Annotated in this window: 14 protein-coding genes; 7 read left to right on the top strand and 7 right to left on the bottom strand. The window is 69.8% G+C overall.

Annotated elements, in window-relative coordinates:
* Window positions 1–48 precede the first annotated feature (48 nt).
* The 3 genes from ACWCPF_RS03595 to ACWCPF_RS03585 form a co-directional block, all read right to left on the bottom strand.
* The gene (locus ACWCPF_RS03595; RefSeq protein WP_451043278.1) at window positions 49–906 is read right to left on the bottom strand and encodes a fumarylacetoacetate hydrolase family protein; all 858 of its coding nucleotides are present in this window, start codon (window positions 904–906) and stop codon (window positions 49–51) included.
* A gap of 163 nt (window positions 907–1,069) precedes the next feature.
* Window positions 1,070–1,771 carry a YidC/Oxa1 family membrane protein insertase gene (locus ACWCPF_RS03590; protein WP_451043484.1) on the bottom strand — a complete coding sequence of 234 codons (702 nt, stop codon included), beginning with the start codon at window positions 1,769–1,771 and terminating at the stop codon, window positions 1,070–1,072.
* A 133-nt stretch (window positions 1,772–1,904) separates the two neighbouring features.
* Window positions 1,905–2,216: a DUF6412 domain-containing protein gene (locus ACWCPF_RS03585; RefSeq protein WP_451043277.1), complete on the bottom strand. Its 312-nt coding sequence runs from the start codon at window positions 2,214–2,216 to the stop codon at window positions 1,905–1,907.
* A 231-nt stretch (window positions 2,217–2,447) separates the two neighbouring features.
* On the opposite strand from ACWCPF_RS03585, the gene ACWCPF_RS03580 reads away from it, so the two are divergent.
* Together ACWCPF_RS03580 and ACWCPF_RS03575 are read left to right on the top strand one after the other, a co-directional pair.
* Window positions 2,448–3,203, top strand: coding sequence for a hypothetical protein (locus ACWCPF_RS03580; protein ID WP_451043276.1), 756 nt, complete (start codon window positions 2,448–2,450; stop codon window positions 3,201–3,203).
* Window positions 3,196–3,579: a GntR family transcriptional regulator gene (locus tag ACWCPF_RS03575; RefSeq protein WP_451043275.1), complete on the top strand. Its 384-nt coding sequence runs from the start codon at window positions 3,196–3,198 to the stop codon at window positions 3,577–3,579. Before ACWCPF_RS03580 ends, ACWCPF_RS03575 begins: the two co-directional genes overlap by 8 nt.
* 49 nt (window positions 3,580–3,628) lie before the next feature.
* Here the strand turns inward: ACWCPF_RS03575 and ACWCPF_RS03570 are convergent, their stop codons facing one another.
* Window positions 3,629–4,420, bottom strand: coding sequence for a class E sortase (locus tag ACWCPF_RS03570; RefSeq protein ID WP_451043274.1), 792 nt, complete (start codon window positions 4,418–4,420; stop codon window positions 3,629–3,631).
* Between the two features lie 211 nt (window positions 4,421–4,631).
* On the opposite strand from ACWCPF_RS03570, the gene ACWCPF_RS03565 reads away from it, so the two are divergent.
* The 5 genes from ACWCPF_RS03565 (at window position 4,632) to ACWCPF_RS03545 (ending at window position 10,434) form a co-directional block, all read left to right on the top strand.
* Window positions 4,632–6,107, top strand: a complete 1,476-nt coding sequence (locus ACWCPF_RS03565; protein WP_451043273.1) for a beta-1,6-galactanase — start codon at window positions 4,632–4,634, stop codon at window positions 6,105–6,107.
* 99 nt (window positions 6,108–6,206) lie between these two features.
* Window positions 6,207–7,226 (top strand): SEC-C domain-containing protein, encoded by a 1,020-nt coding sequence (locus ACWCPF_RS03560; RefSeq protein ID WP_451043272.1) that lies wholly within the window; start codon window positions 6,207–6,209, stop codon window positions 7,224–7,226.
* 170 nt (window positions 7,227–7,396) lie between these two features.
* Window positions 7,397–7,819, top strand: coding sequence for a very short patch repair endonuclease (locus ACWCPF_RS03555; RefSeq protein ID WP_451043483.1), 423 nt, complete (start codon window positions 7,397–7,399; stop codon window positions 7,817–7,819).
* A gap of 50 nt (window positions 7,820–7,869) precedes the next feature.
* Entirely contained in the window at window positions 7,870–8,835 is a 966-nt protein-coding gene (locus ACWCPF_RS03550; RefSeq protein ID WP_451043271.1) for a DNA cytosine methyltransferase, read from the top strand.
* A gap of 45 nt (window positions 8,836–8,880) precedes the next feature.
* The gene (locus tag ACWCPF_RS03545) at window positions 8,881–10,434 is read left to right on the top strand and encodes a DNA cytosine methyltransferase (RefSeq protein ID WP_451043270.1); all 1,554 of its coding nucleotides are present in this window, start codon (window positions 8,881–8,883) and stop codon (window positions 10,432–10,434) included.
* Between the two features lie 9 nt (window positions 10,435–10,443).
* Here ACWCPF_RS03545 and ACWCPF_RS03540 read toward each other — a convergent pair whose 3' ends face one another.
* From ACWCPF_RS03540 to ACWCPF_RS03530, 3 genes are read right to left on the bottom strand one after another with little or no spacing between them, the layout of a single operon-like run.
* Window positions 10,444–11,337 carry a DUF6339 family protein gene (locus ACWCPF_RS03540; protein ID WP_451043269.1) on the bottom strand — a complete coding sequence of 298 codons (894 nt, stop codon included), beginning with the start codon at window positions 11,335–11,337 and terminating at the stop codon, window positions 10,444–10,446.
* Window positions 11,334–12,329 (bottom strand): hypothetical protein, encoded by a 996-nt coding sequence (locus ACWCPF_RS03535; protein WP_451043268.1) that lies wholly within the window; start codon window positions 12,327–12,329, stop codon window positions 11,334–11,336. Before ACWCPF_RS03535 ends, ACWCPF_RS03540 begins: the two co-directional genes overlap by 4 nt.
* A gap of 3 nt (window positions 12,330–12,332) precedes the next feature.
* Window positions 12,333–14,468 (bottom strand): helix-turn-helix domain-containing protein, encoded by a 2,136-nt coding sequence (locus tag ACWCPF_RS03530; RefSeq protein WP_451043267.1) that lies wholly within the window; start codon window positions 14,466–14,468, stop codon window positions 12,333–12,335.
* Between the last annotated feature and the right edge of the window lie 166 nt (window positions 14,469–14,634).

The raw sequence follows: 14,634 nt of genomic DNA, 5'->3' as shown, positions 1-14,634 counted from the left end.
CTGCCGCCGACGGACCACCGCAGTTCCCCGCCCCCCCCAGCGGAGCGCTTACGCGTCGTTGAACTCCTGGCGCTGTCGGCCAAGCCCCTCGATCTCCAGCTCGACGACATCCCCCGCCCGCAGGTACGGCTTCGGCTCGGGCGCGCCCAGCGCCACGCCCGCCGGCGTGCCGGTGTTGATGACGTCCCCGGGGTACAGCGTCATGAACTGGCTGACGTACCGCACGACCTCCCCCACCGGGAAGATCTGCTCGGCGGTCGTGCCGTCCTGCTTCAGTTCGCCGTTGACCCAGAGCCTCAGGGAAAGCCCCTGCGGGTCGCCGACCTCGTCCGCCGTGACGAGCCACGGCCCGAGCGGATTGAACGTCTCGCAGTTCTTGCCCTTGTCCCAGGTCCCGCCCCGCTCGATCTGGAACTCGCGCTCGGACACGTCGTGCGCGACGGCGTACCCGGCGACATGCGCGAGGCCTTCCGCCGCCGACTCCAGGTAGCGGGCGGTGCGTCCGATGACGACCGCCAGCTCCACCTCCCAGTCGGTCTTGGCGGACCGGCGGGGAACGAGCACGGTGTCGTACGGGCCGACGACCGTGTCCGCCGCCTTGAAGAAGACGACGGGCTCGGGCGGCGGCTCGGCCCCGGTCTCGCGGGCGTGGTCGTGGTAGTTGAGCCCGATGCACACGATCTTGCCGATCCGCGCCAGCGGCGGCCCGATCCGCAGCCCGGTCGCGTCCAGCGCCGGCAGCTCGCCCGACTCGGCGGCGGCCCGGACCCGGCCGAGCGCGGCCTCGTCGGCGAGCAGCGCGCCGTCGACGTCCGGGACGACCCCGGAGAGATCCCGCAGAACCCCCTCGGGGTCGAGCAGCGCGGGACGCTCCGCTCCCGCCGTACCGACTCGCAGCAGCTTCATGGTGACTGTCTCCCTCGATCGCAACACGCCGTCCGACGGGTGCAGCCATCGGATGACTGGTCGATCCTCCAAGCTGGACGTCCACTCCGCAATACCCGGTTCACGTACTGGACCGTCACCGGTCCCGCCGTCGGTCCCGTCGTCGGTCCCGTCACCGGTCCCGTCATCGGTACAGGAAGGCCCGTTCGATCGCGCTCCACGTCGTGCTGGTGATCACGTACAGCGCCGCGGCCAGCGGTACGACGGCCACGGTGACCAGGGTGAAGAAGGACAGGAACGGCATCACCTTGGCGACCGTGCCGAGCCCGGGCACCTCCTGACCGGCGGCGGGCTGGGGCAGCGGCGTCCGCTTGGCCCGTACGAAGTTGAAGGACGCGACGGCCGCGACGACGGCGAACAGCCCGAGGTAGACCAGCCCGGCCGCGCCGAACATCCCGCCGCCGGTCAGCGCGTCCGTCCAGCGGTCGCCGAGGGGCGCGGCGAACAGCTCATGGCTGAGCAGTTCGTTGTTCGCGCCGCCGATCGAGGAGCTGGAGAAGAGGTGGTAGAGGAGGAAGAAGGCGGGCAACTGGCAGAGGCTGGGCAGCAGTCCGGACAGCGGCGACACCTTTTCCTCGGCGTGCAGCGCCAGCACCGCCCGCTGGAGCTTCTCGGGGTTCCTGGCGTGCTTCGTGCGCAGTGCGGCGATCATCGGCTGCAATGCCGTCCGGGCCTTCTGCCCGCGGGCGGCCGCCCGGGACAGCGGGTGGACGAGGAGCCGTACGAGCGCGGTGAACAGGACGATCGCCGTGGCCGCGGCGGCGGTGCCGAACAGGGGCTGGAGCAGGTCGGCGAGCTGCTCGACCAGGCCGGCGAAAGCGGACATGGGTACGGACAGGGGTGCGGACATGGGTGAGGAGCCCTCCGGGGGTCTCGTCGTGCCGGACGTCGACTTCGTGGCGGCATGACGACCCGCGCGGGGTCACGGAGTTGAGCCGGGCGGGCCGGCCGGGGGTGCCCTACGCGACGGTCGTCGGGAGGGCGTGGCCGGGGGCCCTGGGGCGCGGTCGGCCCGAGGCGTCGGGGTCGCGCTGCGGCAGGAAGGCCGTCCGCCTGGCCCGGTCCCGGATGGCGGTGCGCACCCGGGTGGGCGGGACGGCGGGGGCGCTGCGCGCGGCGACGTGCGTGCAGACGGCGAGCGCGGAACCGGCGGCGGCGGTCGCGGCGAGCGCGACGGCGGCGGAGAGCCCGCCGGCGTCCAGCAGCAGGACGTCCACGAGGAGGACGAACAGGAGCAGGGCGGGGCGCGGCACGAACCGACTGCGCGTCACGTTCCCTCCCCTCTCTGCTCGGTCACACCTGACCGGCCGGATCCGCCGGGTCGGGGTCGACCCCCGGCCCCGTCACCATGAGGACGTCCGGGACCGGACGACAGTTCCGCACCTGGGCCTCGCCGAGCTTGTATCAACCGTTTGACACAAGATCTCGTTCACGGCATCTTGTACTCACCCATTGATACAAGAGATGCAAGAGATAACCAGTGCTCACCGGGGGACTCAGCCATGCTCGACTCCGTCTCGCCCGAAAGACTCCTGGCCCGTGCCGATCTCTGCGCCCGCTGGGCCGGGCTGGCTCTGGGCCTCGCGGTCGTCCAACTGCTGCTCAGCATGGGCGGCGACGAACTCGCCATGCCCTTCGTCTCCGCCGTCACCGCCTTCGGACTGTGCGCCGTCGGCGGGGTCCTGCTCGGCGACTCCCTCACGCCCGCCCCGCAGGAAGCGGTCCGCACCGCCGGTCTCGCCCCGCGCCGGGTCCGGGACCACGTGCCGCCCCGCATGGCCCCGCTGCTCGTCTTCCAGACGGCCTGCATCATGGTCCTGCTGACGATCGGCGCCGCCACGGCCTCCCCCGACAAGGCCGGCCGCACGGGCCGCAGCCTCGCCGTCACCTGCTCCACCGTGACCAGACACCTCGGCCCGTGGCCCGGCCTCTACTACGCCGCCCCGGTCCTCGTCTCCCTCGCCCTCGGCACCGCCGCCTGCGTCTGGTCGCTGCGCCGGATCGCCCACCGGCCCGGGGACAACCAGCAGCGCCACGACCGCAGTTGGGCGATCACGGGGGCCTGGGGACTGCTGGTCTCCAGCCAACTGCTGCTCGTCGTCGGGATGATCGCGAGAGTGCTGTTCTACTCGCAGTGCGCCGGAATGCTGGGCAACGTCACGGCCCTGGTGATCTACCCCCTGGGCCTGCTCAGCCTGTTCGCCCTCGCGTGGTCCCTGTTCACCATCGTCGCGCCCCGGGCCGTGGACGATGACTGAAGCCGCCGTCCGCGTCGACACCACCAGCCAGGTGCCGCCGTACGAGCAGATCCGCGTCCAGCTGGCCTCGCTGATCGTCACCGGCCGACTGGTGGAGGGTGAACGCCTGCCGACCGTACGGCAGTTGGCGGCCGACCTGGGCCTGGCGCCGGGCACGGTGGCCCGCGCCTACCGTGAGCTGGAGGCCGCCGAGCTGATCCGCACCCGCCGGGGCGCGGGCACCCGGGTCGCGGCCCTCCCCGCCGAACCCCAGCACCCCGACGCCGGCCGACTCACCACCCTGGCCCGCGACTTCACCTCGGCGGCCCGCGCGCTGGGCGCCGACACGGAGACCATCCTGGACGCGGTACGGAAGGCGCTGGAGCAACGGCCGTAGGCCTGAGGGGAGTTGGCTCAGGACTTCGGCTCGTCAGGATTACGGCTCGTCAGGACTTCGGCTCGATGGAGGTCAGTTCCCCCCAGACCACCAGCCGATAGCGCGAGGTGTACTCGGGTGTGCAGGTGGTGAGGGTGAGGTAGCGGCCGGGGACGTCGTAGCCGTAGGCGGGCTTGGCGAGGGAACGGGGTACGGGCTGGATGACGCCCGAGTCGCGGGGTGAGGTCTGCGGCAGGATCTCGTCGACGGTGTAGGTGTAGGTCGCGTTCCTGGTCTCCACCTCCACCTTGTCGCCCTTCTTGAGACGGTTGAGGTACCGGAAGGGCTCGCCGTGCGTGTTGCGATGCCCGGCGACCGCGAAGTTCCCTTTCTGGCCCGGCTGTTGGGTGTCGGCGTAGTGGCCGGCGTACCCCTTGTTGAGGACCTTCTGCTTGCTCGTGCCCTCAGCGACGGGGACCCGGAGGTCGAGGCGGGGGATGCGGAGGACGGCGTAGGCCTGGGACGACGGGCGGCTGCCGCCACCGGTGCCGTCTCCGCTGCCGCTGCTGTCGCTGCCACTGTCGCCGCCACTGCTCTTCTCGCTGTCACCGGCGTGGTCACTGTCGCTCTCCGCATCGATGCCGGTGTCTGCGCCGGGGGCTGTCTCCCACTCCCGTTCCAGCGCATCGACCCGCCGTTCGGCGCCGTCCTTCGCCTCCCGGTTGGTCCACCACAGCTGGTGGACGACGAGGAGCAGGACCAACACCCCGGCGGTGACGAGCAGTTCGCCACTGCTCCAGAGCACCCACCGGTACCGGGCGCGCCGTCGCCGGGTGCTGTGCTGTACGAGGGGAATGCGCACGCGGGCACGATAGGCGCAAGGGAACGAGGTCTCCAGAGCGGCACCCGCACGACCTGGCCGTTCGCCCCCTCGAACCGGTGCGGAGCCGTCCCCTCCCCCTTCCTCCACAGGTTGGGGAAAGGGCTGTCAGAACTCTCGACAACCCCAGTCGCGACACCCGATGCTTCGATTCGGCCGAACGGGACAGGCCACGACTCGGAGTGGAGTGACCATGATCCGACGTAGAACACTGCTGGCCGCCTCCGGCGGTGCACTGTTCGGAAGCGCCCTAGCCGCAGGCACCGCCCACGCCGACGCGACGATCTCCGTCAACCCGGCGACGACGTACGGAACTTGGGAAGGCTGGGGAACGTCCCTGGCCTGGTGGGCGAATGTCTTCGGTGCCCGGGACGACTTCGCCGACATCTTCTTCACGACCAACTCGGTGTCCTACAACGGCAGAACCCTCCCCGGCCTCGGCCTGAACATCGCCCGCTACAACCTGGGCGCGTGCAGCTGGAACTCGGTGAGCGGCTCCAGCATGGTCGCCTCCGCCAACATCCCCGGGTTCAAGCAGATCGAGGGCTACTGGCAGGACTGGAACAACGAGGACCCGACGTCCTCCGCCTGGGACTGGACGGCGGACGCCGCCCAGCGCGCGATGCTCCAGAAGGCGACGGCGCGCGGCGCGACGACCGAACTGTTCGCCAACTCCCCCATGTGGTGGATGTGTTTGAACCACAACCCGTCCGGCGCGTCGGGCGGCGGCAACAACCTCCAGTCCTGGAACTACCGCCAGCACGCCTCCCACCTGGCGGCCGTGGCCCTCTACGCCAAGAACAACTGGGGCGTGAACTTCGCGACGGTCGACCCCTTCAACGAGCCGTCGTCGTCCTGGTGGACGGCGACCGGAACGCAGGAGGGCTGCCATATGGACGCGACCGTCCAGTCGGCCGTACTGCCGTACATGCGCAGCGAGTTGGACAAGCGCGGCCTGACGGCGACGAAGATCTCGGCGTCGGACGAGACGAGCTACGACCTCGCCCGCACCACCTGGAACTCCTTCTCGTCGACGACGAAGGGGTATGTGAACCGGGTCAACGTCCACGGCTACCAGGGCTCGGGCGGCCGCCGCGACCTGCTCTACACGGACGTCGTGACGACGGCCGGCAAGGCGTTGTGGAACTCGGAGACGGGCGACAACGACGGCACGGGCCTGTCGATGGCGAGCAACCTGCTCTACGACTTCCGCTGGCTGCACCCGACGGCCTGGGTCTACTGGCAGGTCATGGACCCGTCGACGAACTGGGCGATGATCGCGTACGACGCGAGCACGCTGGCGGCGGGCGCCGTCACGACGAAGTACTACGTGATGGCCCAGTTCAGCCGGCACATCCGCCCCGGCATGACGATCCTCGACACGGGCGTCAGCTACGCGGCGGCGGCGATCGACAAGACAGCGAAGCGGCTGGTGATCGTGGCCGCGAACACCTCCACCGCCGCCCAGACCCTGACCTTCGACCTCTCCCGTTTCACGACGGTGACGGGCGGCTCGTCCGGCCTCGTCCCCCGCTGGAACACGGTGACGAGCGGAACGGGCGACCTCTACACGGCCCGCTCGGACACCTATCTGAGCGGAAAGACGATCAGCGTGCCGTTCGCGGCGGGCGCCGTGCAGACGCTCCAGGTGGACGGAGTGACGATCTAGCTCCGCTGGGAGAGCCGGGGGAGGTGGGAGATGGGCGTCCGGCTCCCCTGGCCTGCAGATATCTCTCCTTTGTCACCCGGCGGCGCTACCGTGTCCCCCATGCGCCCCGACACGCCTGCCGAGAACGTCGACCACACCACCGAAGCGGCACGCCTGGAGCGGACCGCCGGCCTGTATCCCGAGGACGCGGAAGCCCTGCTGCTGCAGGCCGCGGCCCATCTGGAACTGGCCGGCGACCGCCCCGCCGCGACGACTCTCTACGACCGTCTGCTGTCCGCCCCCGACGGGCTGGTCAACGTCCATCTGGTCCGAGCCCTCAAAGCCTCGAACCTGTGGGAGTACGGCCACGAGGCGGAGGCCCGAGCGATCATCGACGGCATCCGCGCCGCGGCGCCCCGCGACCCGGCCCCCTGGGTGATCGTCGCGGAGTCCCTGGAGTCCCACGACGAGCTGGAGGCGGCGCAGGAGACGTTCACCGAGGGGACGACGGCGCTCCTGCCGAACGGGACGGAACCCCCGCACGCCGCCCACCCCCTCCTCTTCGGCCGCCACCGCGTCCGCCGCATGCTGGGCGCCGCCCACGACGACTGGGACGTCCTCGCGGACACCCTCCACTCCTCCCCCGTCTCCCTGGACGAGCTCCACGACCCCAAGCGCGTCTGGTCCCTGGGCTCGGACAACCCGGCGGAACTGGAGGCGGAGATCTCCCGCCTGCGCGCCGAACTGGGCGCGTACCGCGAGGAACTGTCCCGCCCGTTCCCGGTCGCGGTCCTGCACTGGCCGGCGGCGGAACTCGCGGAACTCCTGACCGCGTACCCGACACTGGAGGCGGAGTACCCCTCCCACACGGAACACCTGGCCGGCATAGAGGAGTCCTTGACCGAACTGGCCGCCTCAGGCACAGCCAACCTCGGCATCGTGACAGGCACAGTCCCGTCCTACGAGGCCTTCGCAGCCTCAGAGGGCACGTCCCCCGCCGACACGAACCTGCTGCCGCAGTACGCGACGACGCTGGCGGCGCGGGGGAGGGCTACGGGGTGGCCACCGGAGCGAAGGGTGAAGTGTTGGTGTGGGTCGGGGAACAGCTATGAGGCGTGCCATGGGGCATCAAGGGCCTGAGACCGGCATCGTGGCGCTCCTGGGACTCGCAGCCTGCAACACACGCACACGCGACGAGCCGGTTCCGGGAGTCCTCGCCCAAGACCATCATCGACCGTGACCACATGCATTCGTGAGGCATGACGACAGTGAACAGCGTGACGCCCTCCTCTCCCAGCGTCTCGGCCCGCATGAGCAGGCAGGCGAGCAAGGACACCGGCGTCGAGCTGGCCGTACGACGGCTGCTGCACGCCTCCGGCATGCGCTACCGCGTGGAGTACCCCGTACCCGGTCTGCCGCGACGACGGATCGATGTGGCGTTCCCCGGGGCGAAGGTGGCGGTCCTCATCGACGGCTGCTTCTGGCACGGCTGTCCGCAGCACGCGACGCAGCCGAAGGCCAACGCGGAGTGGTGGCGCACCAAGCTGGACCGGAACATGGCACGGGACCGTGAGACGACCGAGCATCTCAACGCCCAAGGGTGGACGGTGTTGAGGTTCTGGGAGCACACACGGCCGGAGGAGGCCGCCGACGCGGTGCGCGTCACGGTCGACCGCAGGAGACGCGAGATACGGGAGAGTGCCATCCGTCGGGCCGGAGGCACGGGAGAATGATCGGCTAACGAGCCGAGGGGGAACGACGGTTGAATGACAGACTGACTTTCGTGGACGTCTGCTCCGGCGCGGGCGGATTGGCGTCGGGGCTGGAGGACGCGGGCTTCACGCCGACGCTGCTCCTCGACGACAAACAGCAGGCGTGCGAGACGCTCCTGGCCAACCGACCTCACTGGAACGTCGTCCGCGAGGATCTGATCGACTTCGTGCCGGACGAACACCGGGAGAGTCTGGACGTCGACCTGCTCTCGGCGGGTCTGCCGCGGGTGAAGTCCGCCGCCGCCGTGGGGCGTTCGGACAGCGAGCCCGAGCTGCATCTCCTCCGGGCCGCGGTGTACCTCGTCCACGGCATCCAGCCGCGCGCACTGCTCCTGGAGAATCTGCCGGCGCTCGTACACTCGCCCGCGTACGAGGAGGTGCGCCGGTTCGTCTCGGAGGAACTCGCCCATCTCGGCTACCGGTTGCGCTGGTTCGTGCTGAACGCAGCGGACTTCGGCGTGCCTCAGGACCGGGAACAGGGCGTCCTGGTGGCACTCAAGGAGTCCTGGTTCGACGCCTTCACCCCGCCGAGGCCGACGGTCGACACGCATGTCCCGGTCGGCGAGGCGCTGCGGAAGTCCATGGCGGCGCGGGGGTGGCCGGAGGCCGACGCCTGGGCGGATCAGGCGAGCGCCGTGGCTCCGACCCTCGTGGGCGGCTCGGACAACCGGGGCGGTGCCGACGTCGGCCCGACCGGCACGAAGCGTGCCTGGGCACGGATGGGGATCAACGGGAACGCGTTCGCCGACGAGGTGCCGGGACCGGACTACGTCTGGCCCCGCTCGGACGACGTGGCGCATATGCCGAAGATCACGGTGGACCAGGCCGCCGTCGTCCAGGCATTCCCCCCGGAATGGCGGATCACGGGCCAGAAGACCGCCCGATACCGGCAGATCGGCCATGCCACCCCACCGCCGGTCGGCAGGGCACTCGGCAAGGCGATCGCGACCGCGCTGCGGTCCTCGGACCGGAAGTAGCTCGTGGGCGAAGGCACACCTGACAGCCGGATACACTTCTCGCACATGAGCCACGTCACGCACACACCCTCCTCACCTGCGGTTTTTCGCATCGTGGACCTCTTCGCGGGGCCGGGAGGACTGGATGTGGCGGCGGATGTCCTCGGTCATCGGGTCACCGGCATCGAATGGGACGACAACGCCTGTGAGACCCGTGCGGCAGCAGGGATGGACACCTTCGCCGGTGACGTGAGGGAGTACCGCGCCGCCCACTTCCCACGCGCCCAGGTACTGACGGGCGGACCGCCCTGTCAGACGTTCACCGTCGCCGGACACGGTGCCGGTCGCAGGGCACTGGACGACGTGCTGGAATACATCGCGCGGCTGCACGACGCCGTGCGCTCGGAGTCGACGCCCTGGCATGAGGTCTTCCGTACCTGGCGCAGGATCTCCGAGGAACTTCGAGACAAGGCCGACGAGGCGAAGGCGGTCAAAGCCGCGAAGCGCGAGGACGAGGCGGTCCGCTCGCTCACCCGCAAGGCGGCCAGGAAGAACCTCGCCGAGCACGGCTGCTCGACCGAGGACATCAAGACGGCGTTGAAGACGCTGGAGGCGCCGCTCGGCCTCACCCGCCGGGACGCCGACCTGGCGAGTCTCTTCGACGGTCTCGTCTCCCTGGAGAAGTCCCTCGACGCGCACCGGATCAGGTTGGAGGAGCTGGGCGACGAACGGACAGGGCTCGTTCTCCAACCGTTGTGGTGGGTGATCGAACGGAGCCGACGCCCCGGGCTGGAGCCCTACGAGGCTGTCGTGCTGGAGCAGGTTCCCGCCGTGATGCGGGTGTGGGAGGAGTACGAGAAGGTGCTGGCCACCCTCGGCTACCGGACCAGGACGCAGATGATGCACACCGAGGCGTTCGGCGTCCCGCAGACCCGCAGGCGTGCCGTGCTCATGGCCAGGCTCGGAAAGATCGACATCCCGGAGCTGGAGGAGACCCACGAGCGCTATCGGCCGGGCGGTGTTCCCGCCGCCTCGCGGGGCGCGGATCGCGCGGACGGGCTGCTCTGGGACATCGACGAGAAGAGCCTGGGCACGTGCGAGAAAGATCCGAAGGACTCCTGGGTGTCCATGGAGACCGCACTGAAAAAGGTCCGGGACATCGCGCCGGACCTGAACCTGCCGGACCGCCCCGCCTTCACCGTCGTCTCGAACTACGGGACCGGTGGCGACCCGGGCGCGCGAGGACGCCGTGACCACGACGCCCCGTCCTCGACGGTCACCGGGAAGGTCTCCCGCAACCGGCTCGTGCACAAGGGCACGGACACGGACCTCCCCCTGTACAGCCGGTTCGAACTCGCCGAGGCCGGGGTGCTCCAGACGTTCCCCGTCGCGTACCCCTGGCGGGGCGGTGACCGGCCCCAGCAGATCGGCAACGCGGTGCCGCCCCGGCTGGCACTGCACGTACTCCGGCATGTGCTCGAACCGGAGCTGAGCAAGAAGGAGGCCGCAGCCAGGCTGGAGCAGGCCGTTGCGAAGCTCGAGAACTGGCGTCCTCCGGGCGAACCGGTGAAGGTCCGCCGGCGCAAGGATCTGGAGGGGCACCCGCTCACCGACGGGTGAACCTCCGGCTCATGCCTGGGGGGTCTTCCCCCTGACGGGGGCCGTCTCGAAGAGTTCCGCGAAGTAGTCGGTCAGCTTCTCGATCGACGCCTCGGGGACGGGCTCCTCGTCGGGTCCGATCGGCAGTTCGTGACGGTCCACCGGCGGGGCGTTCTCGGCCTCGGCGATCCAGTGCCGCAGATCGTCGGGGTCTCGCGGCTCGTCCTCGACCATGGCGTCGTAGACGAGGGTGGCACCGGCGGTGTTGACCGCGGCCATCAGCCCGTTGATCTCCCGGCCGGTGGTGGCGATCCCCTTCCGGAGGACTCGGACCAGCGCCTGGGCCGTGGGCCGGTGGTCGATGAGGGACACACGCAGGACGGTGTGGATCAGGTCCTGGTTGGAGCAGGCGGCCTCCACCGGCGAGTAGTCCGGACCGTTGCGGAACAGTTCGGCCGCCCACCACAGACGTGAGAAACACTGACGGTCGGCGACGCCCTTGAATCGGGCCGCGCTGATGCGAGGCTCGGGACTCTTCGCCGTGGGCGCGCCCATGTGCCGCCATGCCACGTAGTCCGGGGCCACGCCCAGCGCCAGGTGATTCCAGATCCGCTGGTCGGCTGCCTCCCGCCGACTGATACGGAGCGCGGCATGAAGTCGGGGAGCCAGCCATGCGTCGGCCGCGGTCCGGTTCTCCCTGCCCTTGTAAGGCGCGTCCTCGATCAGCTCCCGCAGCGGTTCCACCTTCCAGCGGGGATCGTCCTCGGACAACGGCTCGACGACCTTGGCCAGGTCGACCCCGCCGTGTCCCTGGATCCCCCGAAGGAGATCCTCGGTCAGGAAGGGGTCGGCGGCCGTGGCGGAGAGCAGACCGAGCCGCTCCGGGATGTGCTGCGGTTCGAGGTGCTGGTACCGGTCGTTCACGGCAGGTCCTCCCGGTTGTTCCGTTGGAGCGCGCGCAGCATGTTGGTGAGCGACTGGCGCGCTCCCGCTCGACGTACGGCGGCGTAGTGGATGCGGGTCTGGAGTTCGACCCATCCCGCGTCCCCGGTCCGTCGGCGCTGGACCTGGCGAAGGGCGTCCTCGGGACGGAAGCCGGGTACCACGTCGGGAAGCATGTCCCGCAGCACCTCTCCCCTCCAGTCGGTGGGGAAGACCGGCGATCCGTCGGGTTCGACCTCCAGATCGCCGATCGCGCTGTGGAAGACGGCCGTCCACACGTCCGTGGCCATCTGGGACAGCAACAACTCGTGGACCTTGTTCTCCATCCCGCCGGTATCACCGCCGAGAAGGTCCGAGAACCCCTCCACGTCGGTGTTGATCATCACCAGGGGGAGCCGGCCCGAGGCGTCGACGATCCAGGGCACGTCGGCGTACGGGCGGAGCCATTCACGGGCGCTCTTGGAGAAGCCCGTCTGTTTCACGTCCAGGGCCAGGCCTTCGAGCGGCTCCTCGGCCGTGGTGTCGATCTTCCAGTCGACGTCCGTCTCGGTGATCGCCCTGCCAGGGATGTCATCGATGGTGGCCACGGCGTGGACCGCGAGGGAGGCGCGGCCCGCGTGGTCGTCACGGCGTACGTCGACAGTCCCGGACCACTCCCTGCTGTCCGGGCCGTCCTGCGTGAGGTCCACGGAGGTACGCACGTTGGTGTCGCCGTCGGTGAGTACCGCGAGCACCCGCACCTCGCTCCACGGGGCGTCGGCGTCCGTGGCCCCGGGCGGCAGGGTGGCGGACAGGGCGATCCGGGCCGTCACCCAGTCCTCGTGCTGGGCGACGCCCAGGGCGACGGTGCGCTTGGGGGTCGAGAAGGACGAGGTGTCCAGAGGGTCACGCGAGCCGTCGGGCAGCTTCAGGGAGACCGAAGTCACCCGCAGCGTGACGGGACGGTTGAGTCGCTTGTACGGATAGAACTTCATGCCTCACTCCCCTGAACCGGCACGGAGTTCGAGTACGAGTCGCGTCAGTTCGGTGCGTACCGGATGGCTGGTGGGATCGGTGGCGCCGCTGAAGACGGCCCGACGGACCCCAGGCGTGAAGTGCAGGACGCCGTCCCGGACCTCGCAGCCCTCCACCGCGACGAGCTCGGCCCAGTCGAGCCGTGGCCGCCCACCGGAGCGGACGTCGAGAAGGACCATCGGGGTCATGGCGGGCAGCTCGTCGGCGCGCGGCAGTTTCACCTCCGCGGTGATGCGCCACTCGCTCTTCTCCCCGATCTTGGCGTCCAGTTCGGAGAGTTCCGGCAGGCCCGAACCCGTGGGGCGCTTGGCCGGCGTCGACTTGCGCGGGACGGTGAGTTTCTTGCGGAGCTTGGTGTTCTCCTGCGATCCGGGGCGCTTGGGACGGACGACGAGTTCCTTGACCGCGGAGTTGACGTCCGTGGTGAGCCGGGCGATCCGATGGTGGGCGCTGTGGGACCAGCGGAGCGTCAACTCCTCGGTCTGGCCCCATCGGTCGTGCTCGGGCGGCTCGGCAGCCCGCAGGAACTCCTCGGCCTCCTCCGCGAAGGGCGCCGAATCCCCCGCCGCGTGCCCCACCAGCAGCACCGCCTGGAAGGCCGTGACGCCCAACGGCAGACCGTGGACGGACGACTTCTTGATGGTCATCCGGTTGCCGCGCAGGGAGTGGACCTGGTTCGAGGTCCCGTCCCTGTCCTCGCCCTCCGTCACCAGGAGCACGCCCTGGTGGACGCCGAGAGTGCCGTGCCGGCCGCCGGACAGGGGAAGCTTGAACGGGACGGTACGGAGCGCGACCTGACCGGACTCGGTGAGCCGGTCCACGGTCGTGCCCTCGTAGAAAGCTCGTAGGGCCCGGGTGCGGGAGGGCTCGTCCTCCATGGGGTCGACCTGCTGCTCCTCCACGACGATCTCGCCGTTGCGCAGGGTGCGCACCGAGGTCTCCAGCAGCGGGAGCCGGGCGCCGCCTCCGGTCATGGCCGCCCAGAAATCGCGACCCAGCGCCTCGACCAGGCGTTTGTGCATGTTCTTGATGTCACGGGTGCCATCGTCGTCGCCCTCGGTCTCGGCGGAGGAGTCCTTGGCCGGGTCGAGGCTCGCCACGTCGTGGGCGCCGACGATGAGGAAGGAGGTACCGGGCTCGTCGCTGTCACGGGCGAGGTGGAGGCGTTCGACCGTGTCCTCGTCGGCCCACCAGGAACGTACGACCTCGGCGTTGTGCGTCTCGGGGTCGGGGCGTCCGAGCCAGGCGGGGCCTGCGTACGCGGTGCCGCCGACGGAACGCCATGGCAGCTCCAGCCGCCCGATGACACGCCGTTCGGTGCGTCCCTCGTGCGGGACGGAAAGGGTGGAGTTGATCAGCACCAGGCCCAGCGCGCTGGTCGCCCAGAGCGTGGCCTTGCCGAGACCGTACGAGCCACCGGCTCCGGAACCGGACTTGAGGCTCTCCAACTGTCGACGGACGACGGCTGCGAACTTGCCGTCGTCGTAGTCGTCCCCGGTGAGGCCGGAGGCGTTGTAGTCGTCGACCCGCAACAGGATCAGCCGACCCTTCTCGAACATGTCGCGCACGCCGGCGTCCACGACCCGGCCGACCTTCTGATCTGCGGACGACTCGGAGACGGCCGAATAGTGGGGCTGGAGCTCGTCCCAGAGGAGCGCGGCACGGAAGGCCTCCAGTTTTCCGCCGGTGAGTTCGTGGATGGTGTATCGCACGCGTACCGGGCGACCGTTCTTCACGATCCGCTCGTCGAGGCTGTTCTGGCAGGTCTCGCGCGCGAGCACCTGGACGTCCGCGTCGAATGCGAAGGCCGCCGCGTTTCCGCCGTCGCGCCCGCCGTCCCGGTAGCCGGGTCGGTGGTACCAGGTGACGGGCAGACCGGCCTGGGTGTCAGCGGTGCGCGTGTGGACCGTGCCGAGGTCGGTGCCGAGTGCCTCGGCGATCTGCACCATGACGGAGGGGCGCGGCACGGAACGCCTGGTGACCCAGGCGGAGACCGCAGCCCGGGTCATTTTCAGTTCCCTCGCCAGCTCCGTCTGGCTCATGTTCGAGATCGCAAGCTGACGGGCCAGCCAGGGCCCGAACTCCTCGCCGGCCTCCATGTGCCTCCCCAACTCCTTGTGCTTCCACCGTTGTGTACACGACTCCGGACAGGCTAATTTGACAGGCGATCACTCGTCAACAAACGCTTGACGGGCCCGGTCCTCGGCATCCGGACACCAGGGTGTCCCATTTGGTCGGAATCTACCGACTCGATGCGCGACAGCC

This window comes from Streptomyces sp. NPDC001858 (genome assembly GCF_053594615.1).
The sequence above is the reverse complement of the archived record's forward strand: the minus strand, read 5'-3'. Positions and strand labels throughout refer to the sequence as shown.

Bases quoted from the DNA above. Each gene is read 5' to 3' on its own strand.
- ACWCPF_RS03595 (WP_451043278.1), bottom strand. From the start codon at position 906: ATGAAGCTGCTGCGAGTCGGTACGGCGGGAGCGGAGCGTCCCGCGCTG.
- ACWCPF_RS03590 (WP_451043484.1), bottom strand. From the start codon at position 1,771: ATGTCCGCTTTCGCCGGCCTGGTCGAGCAGCTCGCCGACCTGCTCCAG.
- ACWCPF_RS03580 (WP_451043276.1), top strand. From the start codon at position 2,448: ATGCTCGACTCCGTCTCGCCCGAAAGACTCCTGGCCCGTGCCGATCTC.
- ACWCPF_RS03575 (WP_451043275.1), top strand. From the start codon at position 3,196: ATGACTGAAGCCGCCGTCCGCGTCGACACCACCAGCCAGGTGCCGCCG.
- ACWCPF_RS03565 (WP_451043273.1), top strand. From the start codon at position 4,632: ATGATCCGACGTAGAACACTGCTGGCCGCCTCCGGCGGTGCACTGTTC.
- ACWCPF_RS03560 (WP_451043272.1), top strand. From the start codon at position 6,207: ATGCGCCCCGACACGCCTGCCGAGAACGTCGACCACACCACCGAAGCG.
- ACWCPF_RS03555 (WP_451043483.1), top strand. From the start codon at position 7,397: ATGAGCAGGCAGGCGAGCAAGGACACCGGCGTCGAGCTGGCCGTACGA.
- ACWCPF_RS03545 (WP_451043270.1), top strand. From the start codon at position 8,881: ATGAGCCACGTCACGCACACACCCTCCTCACCTGCGGTTTTTCGCATC.
- ACWCPF_RS03535 (WP_451043268.1), bottom strand. From the start codon at position 12,329: ATGAAGTTCTATCCGTACAAGCGACTCAACCGTCCCGTCACGCTGCGG.
- ACWCPF_RS03530 (WP_451043267.1), bottom strand. From the start codon at position 14,468: ATGGAGGCCGGCGAGGAGTTCGGGCCCTGGCTGGCCCGTCAGCTTGCG.